Source organism: Veillonella sp. ACP1 (genome assembly GCF_000286635.1).
Taxonomy (GTDB): Bacteria; Bacillota; Negativicutes; order Veillonellales; family Veillonellaceae; genus Veillonella; species Veillonella atypica.
In genome coordinates this window covers 164,465-178,903 of sequence record NZ_ALKL01000001.1, presented here as the reverse complement: position 1 = coordinate 178,903, position 14,439 = coordinate 164,465, and the positions used below count along the sequence as shown (strand labels likewise).

At 40.4% G+C, this 14,439-nt stretch carries 10 protein-coding genes; 2 read left to right on the top strand and 8 right to left on the bottom strand.

The features are described 5' to 3' along the window. Positions 1-29: 29 nt before the first annotated feature. From HMPREF1151_RS00840 to HMPREF1151_RS00815, 6 genes are all read right to left on the bottom strand, one after another. Positions 30-845, bottom strand: a complete 816-nt coding sequence (locus tag HMPREF1151_RS00840) for a nitroreductase family protein (RefSeq protein ID WP_005375737.1) — start codon at positions 843-845, stop codon at positions 30-32. A gap of 348 nt (positions 846-1,193) precedes the next feature. Then, a complete protein-coding gene (locus HMPREF1151_RS00835; RefSeq protein ID WP_009660631.1) occupies positions 1,194-2,747 on the bottom strand; it encodes a nitrite/sulfite reductase in 1,554 nt (517 codons plus the stop codon). A 288-nt stretch (positions 2,748-3,035) separates the two neighbouring features. After that, the gene (locus HMPREF1151_RS00830) at positions 3,036-4,427 is read right to left on the bottom strand and encodes a cation:dicarboxylate symporter family transporter (protein WP_005379686.1); all 1,392 of its coding nucleotides are present in this window, start codon (positions 4,425-4,427) and stop codon (positions 3,036-3,038) included. A gap of 204 nt (positions 4,428-4,631) precedes the next feature. Continuing rightward, entirely contained in the window at positions 4,632-5,360 is a 729-nt protein-coding gene (locus HMPREF1151_RS00825) for a lactate utilization protein C (RefSeq protein WP_005375730.1), read from the bottom strand. Continuing rightward, positions 5,360-6,805 carry a LutB/LldF family L-lactate oxidation iron-sulfur protein gene (locus HMPREF1151_RS00820; protein ID WP_005384145.1) on the bottom strand — a complete coding sequence of 482 codons (1,446 nt, stop codon included), beginning with the start codon at positions 6,803-6,805 and terminating at the stop codon, positions 5,360-5,362. Before HMPREF1151_RS00820 ends, HMPREF1151_RS00825 begins: the two co-directional genes overlap by 1 nt. 12 nt (positions 6,806-6,817) lie before the next feature. Next, positions 6,818-7,555 carry a (Fe-S)-binding protein gene (locus HMPREF1151_RS00815; protein WP_005375746.1) on the bottom strand — a complete coding sequence of 246 codons (738 nt, stop codon included), beginning with the start codon at positions 7,553-7,555 and terminating at the stop codon, positions 6,818-6,820. 500 nt (positions 7,556-8,055) lie between these two features. Here HMPREF1151_RS00815 and HMPREF1151_RS00810 point away from each other — a divergent pair, with 500 nt between their 5' ends. Together HMPREF1151_RS00810 and HMPREF1151_RS00805 are read left to right on the top strand one after the other, a co-directional pair. After that, complete coding sequence (locus HMPREF1151_RS00810) at positions 8,056-9,681, top strand: S-layer homology domain-containing protein (protein WP_009660705.1); 1,626 nt, start codon at positions 8,056-8,058, stop codon at positions 9,679-9,681. A 104-nt stretch (positions 9,682-9,785) separates the two neighbouring features. Continuing rightward, positions 9,786-11,105, top strand: a complete 1,320-nt coding sequence (locus HMPREF1151_RS00805; RefSeq protein ID WP_009660647.1) for an S-layer homology domain-containing protein — start codon at positions 9,786-9,788, stop codon at positions 11,103-11,105. Positions 11,106-11,312: 207 nt separating this feature from the next. Here HMPREF1151_RS00805 and HMPREF1151_RS00800 read toward each other — a convergent pair whose 3' ends face one another. Both HMPREF1151_RS00800 and HMPREF1151_RS00795 read right to left on the bottom strand, forming a co-directional pair. Beyond that, positions 11,313-12,140, bottom strand: a complete 828-nt coding sequence (locus HMPREF1151_RS00800) for a hypothetical protein (protein ID WP_005375770.1) — start codon at positions 12,138-12,140, stop codon at positions 11,313-11,315. 10 nt (positions 12,141-12,150) lie between these two features. Beyond that, on the bottom strand, positions 12,151-14,235 hold the full coding sequence (locus HMPREF1151_RS00795) for an OPT family oligopeptide transporter (RefSeq protein ID WP_005375753.1): 2,085 nt from the start codon (positions 14,233-14,235) through the stop codon (positions 12,151-12,153). Positions 14,236-14,439: the final 204 nt, after the last annotated feature.

Genomic DNA, 14,439 nt, shown 5'->3' with positions numbered 1-14,439 from the left:
TTTATTTTATTCTTTAGTATCAATCACGTTTATTCTTCAGTGTCGAATGTAACGTCCAATGGTTGGCGTTCCACAATATTGCGGTAACGAACCTTTGGATAGCCCATTAAGATACCACCAGCAATGATTTTATCCTCAGGTACACCTAATAGGTCCAATAATGGCTCATATTCTGCTTCCCCAGCATGTTCAAAGAAGCCTGCCCAACAAGTACCTAATCCTAATGTTGGTGCATACAACTCTGCATAAGACAAGCAAGAATGACCACTATCGTGAGTACGATGAATATCCTTTTTAGAACCGATAGCCACTACTAACGCAGGTGCATCGCGCAAGATGTATTCCTTACCCTTATCCACTTCAGCTTGTGCTGCACGAGCATAAAGACGCATAATAGGCACAGTTTTTGCCGCTAAATGCATCCACTCAAGAACGAGATCTGCAATGCGGCGTAATTTTTGTTTATCCCGAATCACGATATATGAAATTCCTTGCGTATTTGTCGCAGTTGGCGCCATACGAGCCACATTCAATACCTTGCGAATCAATTCAGCAGGAACTGGTTTATTTTGATAATTACGAATAGAGCGACGGCTGCGCAAGAATAACTCAGCTTGCTCTGGCGTTAATTTTTGTTCTTTTGTGATATCGATTTGCTCTTTACGTGGTGTCATATCACTATCAAGAGCAAGCGTTGGGCATACGGAAATACAATGCCCACAGGAGATACAACCTCCCTTGCCAGTCACAGGCCCATTCTCGGACATCACTAGCAAGCCTGTCGGACAGTCAGCTACGCAAAGGCCGCATCGTGTACAGACTTCTGTATTGACGGTAAATAACATCTGATAAATCCTCCAAACACTACTATAAAGCCTATTATAACACAATCAATCAAGGGTTATCTAGGCAACATATGCTTTTCAAGGTTATTCTCCCTATTTTGATGGGGCCCCATTTCATTTCTACAACCTAGTTAAAAAAGTACGAATATACTTGCTTGCTATGGGACTAATTCATAGCAGGTGTTATAAAAATAAAACTAGGTATTTCTGCAGCGACTTTACGAAGGACGGAGCAAGGAGATACCTAGTTTTATTTTTAATTAAGTTGTCGTAGTGAAACGGGGCCTCATAGCAAACGACATAATATCTGCTCAATTGCTGGGGCCCTATCACAAGCGGAAAGCATATTTACTCAAATGCTTTTACAAGTTCCATATATTGAGTCTTATGAGTCAATCGCCAAGAACCAAAATCCGCTTCTGGTGCCTCATTAAGTATATTGGCTAACGCCTCCATAAATGCTGGAATTTTTGCAGCTACAATATTCCCAGCCATTTTACCAAAACTTTCAGAACCCATATGTTCTGAACCACCATCTACGATGATGAAAGCAGGTTGTGGTTTCTTATCTACGAGTTTTACAGCACCGTGAAATCCAATTTCCCCAATTTGATGAGTCCCACAAGAATGTGGGCAACCAGAAATATGTACTCGCGGCAATTTTTTCGTATCAATACCTTTTTCTTCAAGATGATCAAAGACAGCCTTTAGCAAGCCATTAGAATCTTGCATTCCGATTTGACAAACTGTAGAGCCCACACAGGATACGGAACGACGAAAATCATCGCGTGCGCTATCATCTGTTAATTCCGCAATTTTTCTAGCTTCGTCAGCGGTCAAATTGATGAAAAACAAGGCTTCATCCGGTGCAATGCGAGCCTCCACTTGGTCTAATGTAACAGCATAATCAAGGGCCGCCAATATATGTTCAACGTTCGCATCGCCACCAATTGGGTGGTATTCTACAAAGTACAGACCTTCTTGTTTTTGACGATGAATACGATGATTTTCTACCGAATCATCGCGCTTGCCCGTCTTCGTAATTTCATAAGCATAATCTGCAGGATTAATGGTCAATTTTTCAACCTCTTTCACCATTGCCAATGTTTCTTCATAGGTTTTGATGAAAGCTTCCGCGCCCCCCATTTCTGCAGGCATATAACGGGTACGTGCTTTGCCGCGATTTTTAAAGTTACCATGGTTTGCAAATACCATGAGCATAGCTTTCACATGATATAAAACATCCTCAGGTTGCACATCACGAGCTACGGGAATACCGATGCGAGGATTAGGACCAATACCACCACACGCATATACATCAAAAGTATGATGTTTTGTTAAATTGAATCCCAGATCCTTAAAGGTAGCATGTGGTGTGCTATCAAATCCATTATCGATACCCATCTTAAATTTACGGGGAATCTTGATATAAAACATTTGCTCCATAAGAAATTCGCTAATGGCTGCCGCATATGGTGAAATGTCAAAGGTCTCGCGAGGATCAATGCCGCGTAAGATACTGGCTACTACATTTGGATTATCGCCGCCTGCACCGCGATTATAAATGCCATGTTCATAACATTCCTTGAAGAGCTGTAAAATAGTTTCCCCATCGAGTCCATGCATTTGTAAGCATTGACCAGTTGTGAAATGAATATGTGTAAGATTGTACTTGCGGATAGTATCTGCTAAGAACCGCATTTGTTCTTGTTTGATGCGACCACAATTAAAACGCCAACGGCTCATGCCCGTAGCAGCACCACGTTCGGCGTAGCTACCATATGCGCCGGACTGGCCCTTATAGTCCGCAATAGACATCTCTTTCTTATAAAACTTGCGTGTCATATCTTCAAACTTTGGATAATCTGCAATTAAACGTTCTTTTACTTCTTCTGTAATCATAGTACTACCTCTTGGCTTATATTTATTAAGCATATATAGAAACTTTTATATGTACATTATACGCTTATGTAATACTTGAAAACGTATCCATAGTCACAATTATGTATATAAATATTTGTATTTTGATATTACAAAATGTAATAATAATTATTTTCGATTGCACCGAAGAAGGGTATAAATTCAATTGCATTACAATCTATGCATTCTACTACAACACATAGTCCAACTACGCAAAAAGCAGCAGACCTAATGTCTGCTGCTTTCACAATCAATATAATTATTTAACTATTATTCCTCACCTTGTGTAGGATTGTTATACGCATCTTTATCAATGGTGCCCATAATTTTATCTACCACAAGTGCATTTGTTAAGGAACCGGATACGTTCAAGCATGTACGTCCCATGTCGATTAATGGATCGATAGCAAGGATCGGGCTGATGGATGTGAAGTATGCACCAAGACCAGTACCACTAAGGGATACGGATGCAGCCATTGTAGCCGTACCAGGAACGCCTGCAATACCAACGGAACCAATAGCGATAACGATAACGCTCATGATGTACATTGTCAAGTCAAATGGAATACCCGCTACATTAGAAATGTAAACTACCACAAGGGCTGGGAATACGCCGGCACAACCTTGCATGCCTGCAGTAGTACCAAAGGATGCTACTGTATTAGCAGTTGTAGCATTTACGCCAAGACGTTTTGTCAAGGTTTCAACAGTCAATGGCAATACGCCCATAGAGGAACGAGATGTGAAGGCCAACAACAATGGAGCCTTCGCTTTTTTAAAGTATGTAATCGGGTTGTAACCAAAGCTAGCAATTAAGATAGCTTGAACGACGAACATGATCAAAAGACCTACGTAAAGCAATACTACGAAAAGTCCCATATCGAGGATGGCTTGCAAGCCACGTGTCGCTAATGTAGATGCCAATAAAGCAACTACGCCGTATGGCATAAGGCCAATAATGAAATCGGCAACCCAGGAAATCAATTGATGAAGCTCATCAAATAACTTTGTAAAGATTTCCATGTTATTGGTGCCCGTTTGTTTTAAGAGACGGGCTACGCTGCCCAAGATGATGGCAAATACTACGATGCCAATAACATTTGTTTCTGCAGCAGCTTGAATAGGATTGCTAGGAATCAAAGCACGGAATGTATCCACCATCGGTTTGATTTCACGGATTTTTTTACCGGACTCAACAATATCAAAACCTTGACCTAATCCAAAAGCATTACCGAGGATAAGGCCTACGATAGCGGCTACAGCCACCATGCCGAGGTTAGTGGACACCATGGCAACTACCAACTTCTTAAGATTAGCCCCTGCCTCCATGTGTAAAATAACATGGACGATGGAGATAAATACGATAGGAATAACAAGCATGCGGATTAAGTCGATGAACCCCCCACCCACAAGGGAGAACCACTTCGTACTTTCCTTGATGTAGACCACCTTAGACGGATCATCAGGAAAACCAGCAATAACTTGAATTGCTACGCCTAATACGGCACCAACAATAGTGCCAATAATAACAAGATTACCAAAGGATGTACCCTTACGTTGCAATACATAAATACCGATTAAGGCAAGTACAAACACTGCGATAATACCAATACTCAATGAATTGCTTAGCATGAGGTAATCCGTAAAGAATGGAATATTCATAATACACCTCGTTTAATTCATATTAAAATAATAGGTTATGAACTTAGTATATCATACATCGAAAAATTTACAAGTGCTATATCGAAATTTCTACAAATAGATGTATGCCTATTTTGCATTCTATACAAAGGTGCAAAAAGGCGACCTTCCATCGGAAGATCGCCTTATACAGTCTTTAGTTATATTAAGCCTCTAGTATTAGGACTATCTGTTAACAAGGACATATGTTACTTGGATAGGACCATGAGCACCATCTACAGTAACGAGCTCGATATCAGCCGTACGAGACGGACCAGAAATCAAGCAGATATTTGTAGGGAAATTAGCTGGATCATTGTGGTAACGTTCAGCCAAATGTTCCATTGTTTGTGTCATGCGTGGGTTGATTGTATCAGTGTACAATACAGCAATGTGAGTTGTAGGCAACAAGCTGATAGCACGACCAGATTCTTCGCCAGATGCTTGTACTACAGTAGCTGTTTCAGCAATACCGCAGTATGGGAATGTAATACCAATATCTGCATTTGCAGTATTAGAAATACATTCTTCACGGCCTTTAGCTGGGTCCCATTGGAAGTATGTACGAGTGCCGCCATTATTAGCTGCATCTTGTTCGAATAATTCTTTTAATTTATATTCGTCTACTTCAGGAGTGCTTGGGAATACAATCTTACCATTGCCCCAATCTTCGATAGCTGCCAAAATTGTTTCACCTAATTTATCAGGTGTAGTTTCAACGAATTTTGTACCAACACGTTGACATTGTTCCTTAAACATTGTCAAAATTTGATCTTGATTCAAATCTTTGAACATAGTTTCTTGAGGACCATGGCTGTAATCAAAATCCTCTACATAGGCAGGGCACATTTCTTGATCACGGCCTAATGCACGAGATAAACGTGCAATAAATTGTTTACGTTTAGCTTCATCCATTATTTTTTCTCCTTCTTCTTGTTCTTTTCATGTTCAGCATATAAATCGCGGAATTTCTTGAATTTCAAGGAACCCAATTCTTTAGATTTAGTCCAGCCATTCATTACAGGCACAGCTTGAGTCCATGCAGGCATATTACCTTCTTTATTACTAATCAAGTTCATGCCGATAGCACCAGCTTTTGTACCAAGGTCGAATAATGTGGAGTTACCAAACATCTTAGCCGCTGCAGTGAAGATTGCTTCTTCTGCTTTCGGACGAGTTTTTTCGATGTCAGCCATAATATGACGGTGTTCCATCAATAATTCATGCAATGGAATAGCTACTGGACAGTTTTCTGTACATGCACCGCACAATGTAGAAGCATATGGAAGATCGCCTGCTACGTCGTAACCTTTGAACAATGGAGTCAATACAGCACCCATTGGACCTGGATATACGGAGCCATAACCGTGACCAGAGATGTGACGGTATACAGGACAGATGTTCATACATGCACCACAACGGATACAACGTAACATTTCTTGGAATGTACCACCCAAGATACCGGAACGACCGTTATCGATAATGATGATGTGAGTTTCTTCAGGACCGTCAGCTTCGCCAGCACGACCAGGACCAGTCATCATGGAGAAGTAGTTGGAAATTTTAGCACCTACTGCAGAGCGGTTCAACATTTCCATCATTACGTCAAGAGCTTTGAAGTCAGGAACGATACGTTCTGTACCCAAGAAGATTACTTGAGTCTTAGGAATGGAACTAGACATACGACCGTTACCTTCGTTGGAAACGATAGTACAAGTACCAGATGCAGCAACTGCAAAGTTACAACCATTAACACCTACGTCAGCTTTCAAGAAGCGTTCACGTACATAACCACGTACGAAGTGAGTCATTTCAGTAGGGTTTTCAGTACCTGTATAACCTAATTTTTCAGCGAAAATTTCGCGGATTTTATTACGTTCAAAGTGAAGGCCTGGTACTACGATGTGAGATGGTGGGCTCACTGCTGTTTGCAAAATGAATTCCGCCAAGTCAGTTTCGTTTACTTCAATACCAGCTTCTTCAAGAACTTCGTTCAAACCAATTTCTTCAGTTAAGATAGTTTTGGATTTAACGATCATTTTGGCTTCGCGTTCACGAAGGATATCCAAAGCGATTTGAGTCGCTTCTTTATCGTCGAATGCAAAGTGAACTTTAGAACCAGCTTTTTCAGCGTTTTCAGCGAATTGGTTTACATAGTAATCCAAATTGTTAAGAACGTGATCACGAAGTTTAGCTGCTTCTGCGCGGAAATCTAACCATTCAGGAACGTCCGCAACTACTGTATTACGTTTGTCATAAAACACGTCTTGTGCTTTTTTGATAGCTGCAACTTTGAAATCGTCAGCCAAACATTCTTTTATACGTGTTTTATAGGGGCGATTGTCATATATAAGTGCCATGTCGTCTCCTCCTTAGCGGCAGTTTAAGATTTCAGCAATATGCATTACTTTGATACGGCGATCGATTTCACCATCTTTATGAAGACGGTCAAGCATACCTGCAATATTCATCAAGCAAGCTTGGTCGGAACCGGAAATTACATTAGCACCAGTGCTAGCGATTTCCAAAGCTTTTTCGCGTGTCATTACTTCGCTGATTTCTGGGTTTTTAACGGAGAATGTACCGCCGAAACCGCAGCAACGGTCTGCACGAGGTAATTCAATCAACTTAAGGTCTTTTACATTGCGAAGGAGTTTGAAAGGTGGTTCTTTTACACCCATCAAGCGAGTTACGTGGCAAGATGTATGGTATGTAACAGTTTCGTCAAAGCGTGCGCCAACGTCTTCTACACCCAATACATCGGTAATGAATTCAGTGAATTCATAAATTTTTCCGCTCAATTTTTCTGCGCGTTGTTGCCATTCAGGTTGACCTTCCAAGAAGTGTTGGTATTCATCGCGAATAGCAAAGGCACAGGAGCCAGACATGCTGACTACATAGTCAGCGTTTTCGAAGCATTCGATTGTATTCTTAATAGCATCCATAGCCGCATCATTGTAACCGGAGTTAGTGAACATTTGTCCACAGCATACTTGTTTCTTAGGCACTACAAGGTCGCAACCTAGTCTCTCAAGTACTTCTACACCAGCCATGCCAACATGAGGGTAGAACATATCAATCAAACACTGTTGGAAAAGATGAATTTTCATATTTTCGTCCTCAACTTTTCTAGTACTTAACTCAAAAAAAATTTTGATATGTATCCATTTAGGTCGATAAAATTTCACAAATTATCAGCCTATACAATAAATTGACGATCTTTAAAGTGTTATATTTAAAGAACATTTCGATATAATTATAAATAAGGGCACCATAAATGTCCAAGCAATTGCTATATTCGTATTTAGGGTTGCATAAATCATATCCTTATGACTAAAAGTAATAATCAAAATTGATTTTTATCACACTCACGTACTGCTTTATAAATTTTTTCTATAACTCCCGTGTTTTCTTTATTTGCAAATGTTTATCAAGTAGATATTTTTTAGTCCCAAAATTGCACCATTCTCATTTGCTATAATGAAAGTGTAACTTTCACCATTATTCATCTAATTTTTATCCTTATATATTACATTTTCTTATAGTAGTGGTTATTTCATAAAAGTGCTATAATTTATGTATATAAACGTAATTTGAAAGGAGCTTTCTCATGAAACTCAATAAATTGTCCTTATCTCTAGCGATTACATTGGCGCTAGGATCTACATTCGGCATGGCTCATGCAGAAACTACAACAACTACGAAAGCACCAGTTGTAACGAATGCAAAAGCATCTACACATACTACAACTGCTGCAAAAACAACTGCTAAGACAACACATGCAAAAACAACTGCTGCGAAAACTACACCAGCAGCGACAGCTAAATCTACTACAACTACAGATAAAACTACAACAACTGCAAAAACAACACAAAAATCTGAGGCTCCTGCAAAGGCTAAAGAAACATTGCCAGCTGGCGTATACCCAGATACAAAGGATAACTGGGCTCGCGATGCCATCCAAGCAATGACAGAGGCTGGCTACTTATCCGGCTATGCAGATAACACATTCCGCCCTGGTAAAAGCATTACTCGTGAACAAGCAGCAGCCATTTACGGCAAAGTGTTGCAACACAATATGAACGAGCAAGAACTTGCTGACTTAGTAACAAAAGAAAATGGCGTTTCCTATTCCGATGTTGAAAGCGACCGTTGGTCCAACACAGCTATTAAATTAGTTGGTGCTGCTGGCGTTATGGAAGGTACAACAAAATCTACATTTGCCCCTGCTAAAGCGATGGACCGCGAAGAATTCGTTGCTTCCGCAGCTAATTTAGTAAAGAAAATAAAACCTGATGCACCTGTAAAATCCGAAAAGGTTACATTCAAAGACAGTGCTAGCATTTCCAAAGCTTATGTAGCGGATATCGAATACATGGCACAACGCGGCTATGTAGCATCCGGTGCAACAACTGCTTTCAACCCAACACAACCTGTAACACGCGCACAAGCGGCAACAATCTTAAACCGCATCTTAAACGGTGAAACAGCCCCTACTACTAGCAAGGCTACCGCTATTAAAGAAGATGCAAAACAAGACGCTGAAAAGGTTGAAAACAAAACTAAAACCGTTGAAAAAGAAGTCGCTAAAGACGTAAAAGCGGATGCTAAGAAAGTAGATACTGCTGCAAAGGCAGATGCAAAAAAAGTTGATGCTGCTGTGAAATCTGATGCTAAAAAAGTTGATGCTGATGCGAAAAAGATAGAAAAAGAAGCTAAGGCTAAAAAATCTGACAAGGTTTCTGAGTCTAAAGCAGAACAATCTCCACGCATCGTTCGACCTGTACGTCGCAGCACATTAAAACCACTTGATCAAAAACAACAAGAAACATTGGAAAACAATGTATTCACTCAACTCAACAAGACATATAAAACACCAGAAGCGTTCCAAGACTATGGTGTTATGTACTGGAGAGACAATCAATTGCATGTAGCTTTGAAATCTAATTCCGATTTGGATACAGTTAAAGCTAATTTGGCAAGCCAAGGCAATGCTACTATCAACAACTATGTAGTAGTTGAACCATCTCAATACAGCCAAACTGAATACGATGTTATCGAATCTAATTTCCGTAACTACTACAGCAAAAACGAAAAAGGTGGCAATATTATCGCCGTATTCCCAGACGTTGAAAACAATCAATTATACGCTGTAGTTAGCACTGCAAGCAAAGAAACACAACAAGGTATTTCCAAGGTATTTGGTTCCAAAGTTAAAATGACTGTAAAACGCTAATAGCGACAAAACTCCGATATACTTTAGTCCTTAAGGGGACTTCAAAAACAGCGTTATCCAACGCTGTTTTTGATATATTTACCACATGATTAAGAAGGATATGTATGCAACAGGTATCAACACACACATTACGGGCTCTCATCCTGTCCGCTTTACTTACTACATCCGGTATGGCATTTGCCGATACACCGGCACAAACACCAAACGCTAATCCAGCGCAACATACTGTAACAACAACGGCAACAGTTCAAGATACAACAGCTACTGAACAAAACAAAACTGCTGTACCTGCTAATACTGTTGTTAATCAACAACTTCGCTCCGGCGTTGTTACGTCTCCAAAGGATATCCAAGATGTGCGACCATACATCTTCTCCGATGTACCAAGTGATTTTTGGGCTTCTAAATCAATTAGTGCCGTAGCAAAGGCTAAATTGATGAAAGGCTATGCGGATGGCACATTCCGTCCTAATCAACCAATGACACGCGAAGAAGTGGCCTCCCTATTCAACAACATTACCGATGATGGCCAAGCAGCGTTCATCTCTAGTCACTTTAAAGATATTACATCCGACCGTTGGTCTGCCCTCGCTATTGAATCAGTAGCGCGCAAGAATATCATCTCTGGCTATGGCGACACTACATATAAACCTGAAAAATATATGTCCCGCCAAGAATTTGCTGTGGTAGCAGATAACTACCTACATTATCTAGGCTATACAACAGATGATCCTACTGTACTCGATCAAGTAGCGTATGGGGACCAAAAATTCGTAGCCCCTTGGGCACAAGATGCAGTCCGTGAATTAGCATACTTAGGATTTACCAACTATGCACCAGGCACGATGTTTAACCCAGAAAAATACGTAACCCGTGCAGAGGCGGCTGAAATTTCCTACCGTATGACACAAACACCACAAGCATTGGCATTCCACAATGCGCTCTACCGTCAACAAGTGGAACAAAAAACATCCAATGTCATCAGCCACGCCCTTCACTATGGTCAAGACTTCACACAATTTAGAAACGATGGTGCTCTCTTCTGGAAGGAAGGTAAATTGCACGTTTCTGTAGTGGACAAAAAACACTTCGATACAGTTCATACAGCACTAGCTGACGCTCACGATCCACAACTCGATAATGCATTAATTGTAAGCCAAGGCAAATTGACACAAGCCCAATTAGAAGACCTCCAATCCGATGCATTGGCACTTTATCAAAACAAAGAACCTCAAGGTAAAATCATTAGTATTTTACCAACAGATGATGCATCTGTATTAGTTATTACGGCTGATTCTGTACAACCTGGAACAGTAAAGGCATTTAAAAAGAAATTTGGTAAGAAGGTAATTGTTCAAACACCGCCTGAGGAAATTCCGACTACGACAATCCAATTCCCATTACCATTAAAACCAACAAAATAATCAATTAGGCAGCCCTTCGGGGCTGTCTTTTTTGTCCTATCCCCCTATTCTTCATACAGGATAATACGCACAAAAGCCCCTCCGCACATCGCGGAGGGGCTTTTTAGTAAGTATTAAGTTCTATACCACATAAAACAGTCTGTGTACCCTTTTTGGTGCTACGCACCTTGCATTGTTTAACAATACAGACACATATAGTTAGTTTTGTTATTTGGTCACATCATTTTGACGGTCGCGCAAATTGCCAACTGGTACATATACGGTACCAGCACTATGGATTGTATCCACATCTTGTTGAAGAATCATCACTACCGAATAATCTTCAGTTGTGTAGAATTCAGATGGCATTTTGTCGAATGTAGCATTCGCACCAACGGCATCCTTCACTTGTTGATTATTATTGATAGCATTAACGAGTTCCTTCTTATTCAAACCACCAAGATCATACAAGGATAATTGACGACCTGTTGTAGTATTGAATGTAAAGCCTTTTACATAATTTACACCATTTGCATCGCCATCACGCATTGTATAGGTGTGAATCAAAACGCTAAAGATACCATTTTTATCCGTTTTTACATCATAATACATGATGACATTCGTTTTATTGGATTCTTTTTCGTTCAATTTTTGAGTGTCATTTTGAACCTTGGACACGTATTTCTTAATCGTTGTATTAATGGCTTTTTCAACGATAGGGCTAACAGATTTAACCTCTGGGAATACGAGATTCAAATGATCTGTAGTCGCATCTACAGGAGATACGCCTACCTCTTTACGATCCATATAACGATCTGCATTTGGCGCTACCACTTCGATAGTACCACGATCAGTTTTATTCGCTACGGAACGTAATTTTTTGTTTTGCTCTGGCGTAGCCGTGCTAGAAAGACGATATGTCACATCGTGACGATTATTTTGTGCTACTACAGCACCAGTATCCTTTGTTACAGGAATCGTTTCACTAGCGGCTGCCATAGATGTGAGTGGCAATGCGGCAGCCATCATGATGAGAACAGTCTGTTTTAATTTCATGGTTAACCTCTTACTTTGCTTGTTCTTGCTCTGCTTTCATAGCGAGAGCTTCTGCTTTATCAAATTTGTGAGTTACAACACGACGAACTAGATAGAGTGCAGAGAAGATGAAAGCAAGTAGACCTAACCAACCAGCTGTACTTTCAAATTCAGGACCAACTAATTCAAGTGGAGATTCACCACCACCAGTTGTAACTGACAATACAATAATAACAGCTATGATTACACCAATCAAGCTTTCACCAACAATCAAACCAGACGCAAAGAGAACGCCACGACGATTAGATTGTTCTACATCGTATTCAGCCAATTCACCAGCACGCATTTTAGCGCGAGCGATGAGGTAACGACCTACGAAATAGCTCAAGAAAGAACCGATAATAAGAGGTACTTCCAATGTTGGAGGCAAGTAGATACCCATACCAACAGCCAATGGAGGCAATGTTAAGGAAGCAGTTGTACTCTTAAGAATCAAGTTAACAATGATTGCTACTACGCCAACACCAACGCCGATCAAGATGTAATTCCAATCCATACTAGCATTGAAAATACCTTGAGCGATTGTAGTCATCAATGTTGCTTGTGGAGCAGATAATGCAGCATTTGGATCCATTTCAGCACGAGGCAACGCACCTGTAAAACCATATGCTTGGTATAACAAGTTAAGAACTGGAGCAATCGCAATAGCACCGGCTACGGAACCAAGTAACAATGCAATTTGTTGACGCCAAGGTGTAGCACCAACGAGTTGACCAGTTTTCAAGTCTTGCAAGTTATCGTTAGAGATAGATGCAATAGCAATAACTACGGATGTCATGAAGATAGCCATAGCTGTAGCGAATTGAACGCCTGCTTCGGTAGCAAACAAATTATTTTCAGAAGCGATGAAGTATACCACTAGAGAAGAAATAATAGTTGCTAGGATACCAATACCGGAGATTGGAGATGCAGATGTACCGATAAGACCTGCCATGTAACCACATGCTGCAGCAACGAAGAAGCCGATTAATAAAGCTACTACAACACCTACAACAACAAGAGTCCACATTAAACCTGCACTAATAGGTACAGCGGATACGAAATCCCAGAACGTAATAACCAAACCAATAAGGATGATGGCAAATACGATCAATACAGATTTTGTACTCATATCTGTATCCATGCGATGCGTTTCGCGTTCAGCAGCGCTGCTATTCATGGATTTAACGGAAATTTTCATACCTTCGATGATAGGTTTAATCAAGGTAATCAATGTCCAAATCGCTGCGATACCGATAGCACCAGCACCAATAAAGCGAACTTTAGATTTCCAGATACCCATAGCAAATTTTGCAGTTGCACCACCATCTGGAGCAAATACATTAGTCAAGTAAGGCACAAAGCCAGCCCACGCGATGAGAACACCAACGAGGATAGCGATACCAGATGCGATACCGATAAGGTAACCAGCACCTAACAACGCTGTGGAGAATCCCAATGGAATTTGAGTAATCCCTTTGCTACCTACTGGAAGCCAGAAGCTCATGCTATCGCCAAGAACTTTGAAGCCGTTAGCACAAAGGCTGATGATACCAGCTACAGCACCACCGGAAACGATGTCTGCCATACCGGAACCAGATTTAGCAACTTCACCACCATTATGAGATCCGACCTTCAAGATTTCGGCTGCTGCACGGCCTTCTGGATATGGTAGGTCACTGTTCACTACCATGGCACGGCGCAATGGAATGGTGAATAACACACCGAGGGAACCACCGCATGCACAAATCAAGAATGTTTGCCAGAATGGGAACCCTTGCCAATAACCAAGCATTAAAAGACCTGGCAAGATAAAAATAATTGCAGATAAGGTACCAGCTGCAGATGCTTGCGTTTGTACCATGTTGTTTTCAAGAACGTTAGAATCCTTGAAGAAACGTAAAATTGCCATTGAGATAATGGCTGCCGGGATGGATGACGAGAATGTCAAACCGACCTTCAAACCTAAGTATACGTTAGATGCCGTAAATATTAGAGTGATCAATGCACCTAATAACATCCCACGCAACGTAAGTTCCGGCAAGTGAAGGTCATGGCTCATAAAATCATGTTTCATAAGTACTTACCTCCTCTTATAAATTAAATAAAACTAACTATAAGCTATATTCATTTTATCGTGTTAAAGCGATGTTGACAATAAATATAACCATATATGTGCTATGTATACACAAATTTATAGATATAAATCAAATATGTATAAAGGTAATAGCCATGTACGCATTATATCTAATTGGTATTTATTATCATTTTCTATTATATT

Excerpts from the sequence above, each read along its gene's own strand:
- HMPREF1151_RS00815 (WP_005375746.1), bottom strand. The coding sequence starts at position 7,555 with ATGAAAATTCATCTTTTCCAACAGTGTTTGATTGATATGTTCTACCCT.
- HMPREF1151_RS00840 (WP_005375737.1), bottom strand. The coding sequence starts at position 845 with ATGTTATTTACCGTCAATACAGAAGTCTGTACACGATGCGGCCTTTGC.
- HMPREF1151_RS00835 (WP_009660631.1), bottom strand. The coding sequence starts at position 2,747 with ATGATTACAGAAGAAGTAAAAGAACGTTTAATTGCAGATTATCCAAAG.
- HMPREF1151_RS00830 (WP_005379686.1), bottom strand. The coding sequence starts at position 4,427 with ATGAATATTCCATTCTTTACGGATTACCTCATGCTAAGCAATTCATTG.
- HMPREF1151_RS00805 (WP_009660647.1), top strand. The coding sequence starts at position 9,786 with ATGCAACAGGTATCAACACACACATTACGGGCTCTCATCCTGTCCGCT.
- HMPREF1151_RS00800 (WP_005375770.1), bottom strand. The coding sequence starts at position 12,140 with ATGAAATTAAAACAGACTGTTCTCATCATGATGGCTGCCGCATTGCCA.
- HMPREF1151_RS00825 (WP_005375730.1), bottom strand. The coding sequence starts at position 5,360 with ATGGATGAAGCTAAACGTAAACAATTTATTGCACGTTTATCTCGTGCA.
- HMPREF1151_RS00795 (WP_005375753.1), bottom strand. The coding sequence starts at position 14,235 with ATGAAACATGATTTTATGAGCCATGACCTTCACTTGCCGGAACTTACG.
- HMPREF1151_RS00820 (WP_005384145.1), bottom strand. The coding sequence starts at position 6,805 with ATGGCACTTATATATGACAATCGCCCCTATAAAACACGTATAAAAGAA.
- HMPREF1151_RS00810 (WP_009660705.1), top strand. The coding sequence starts at position 8,056 with ATGAAACTCAATAAATTGTCCTTATCTCTAGCGATTACATTGGCGCTA.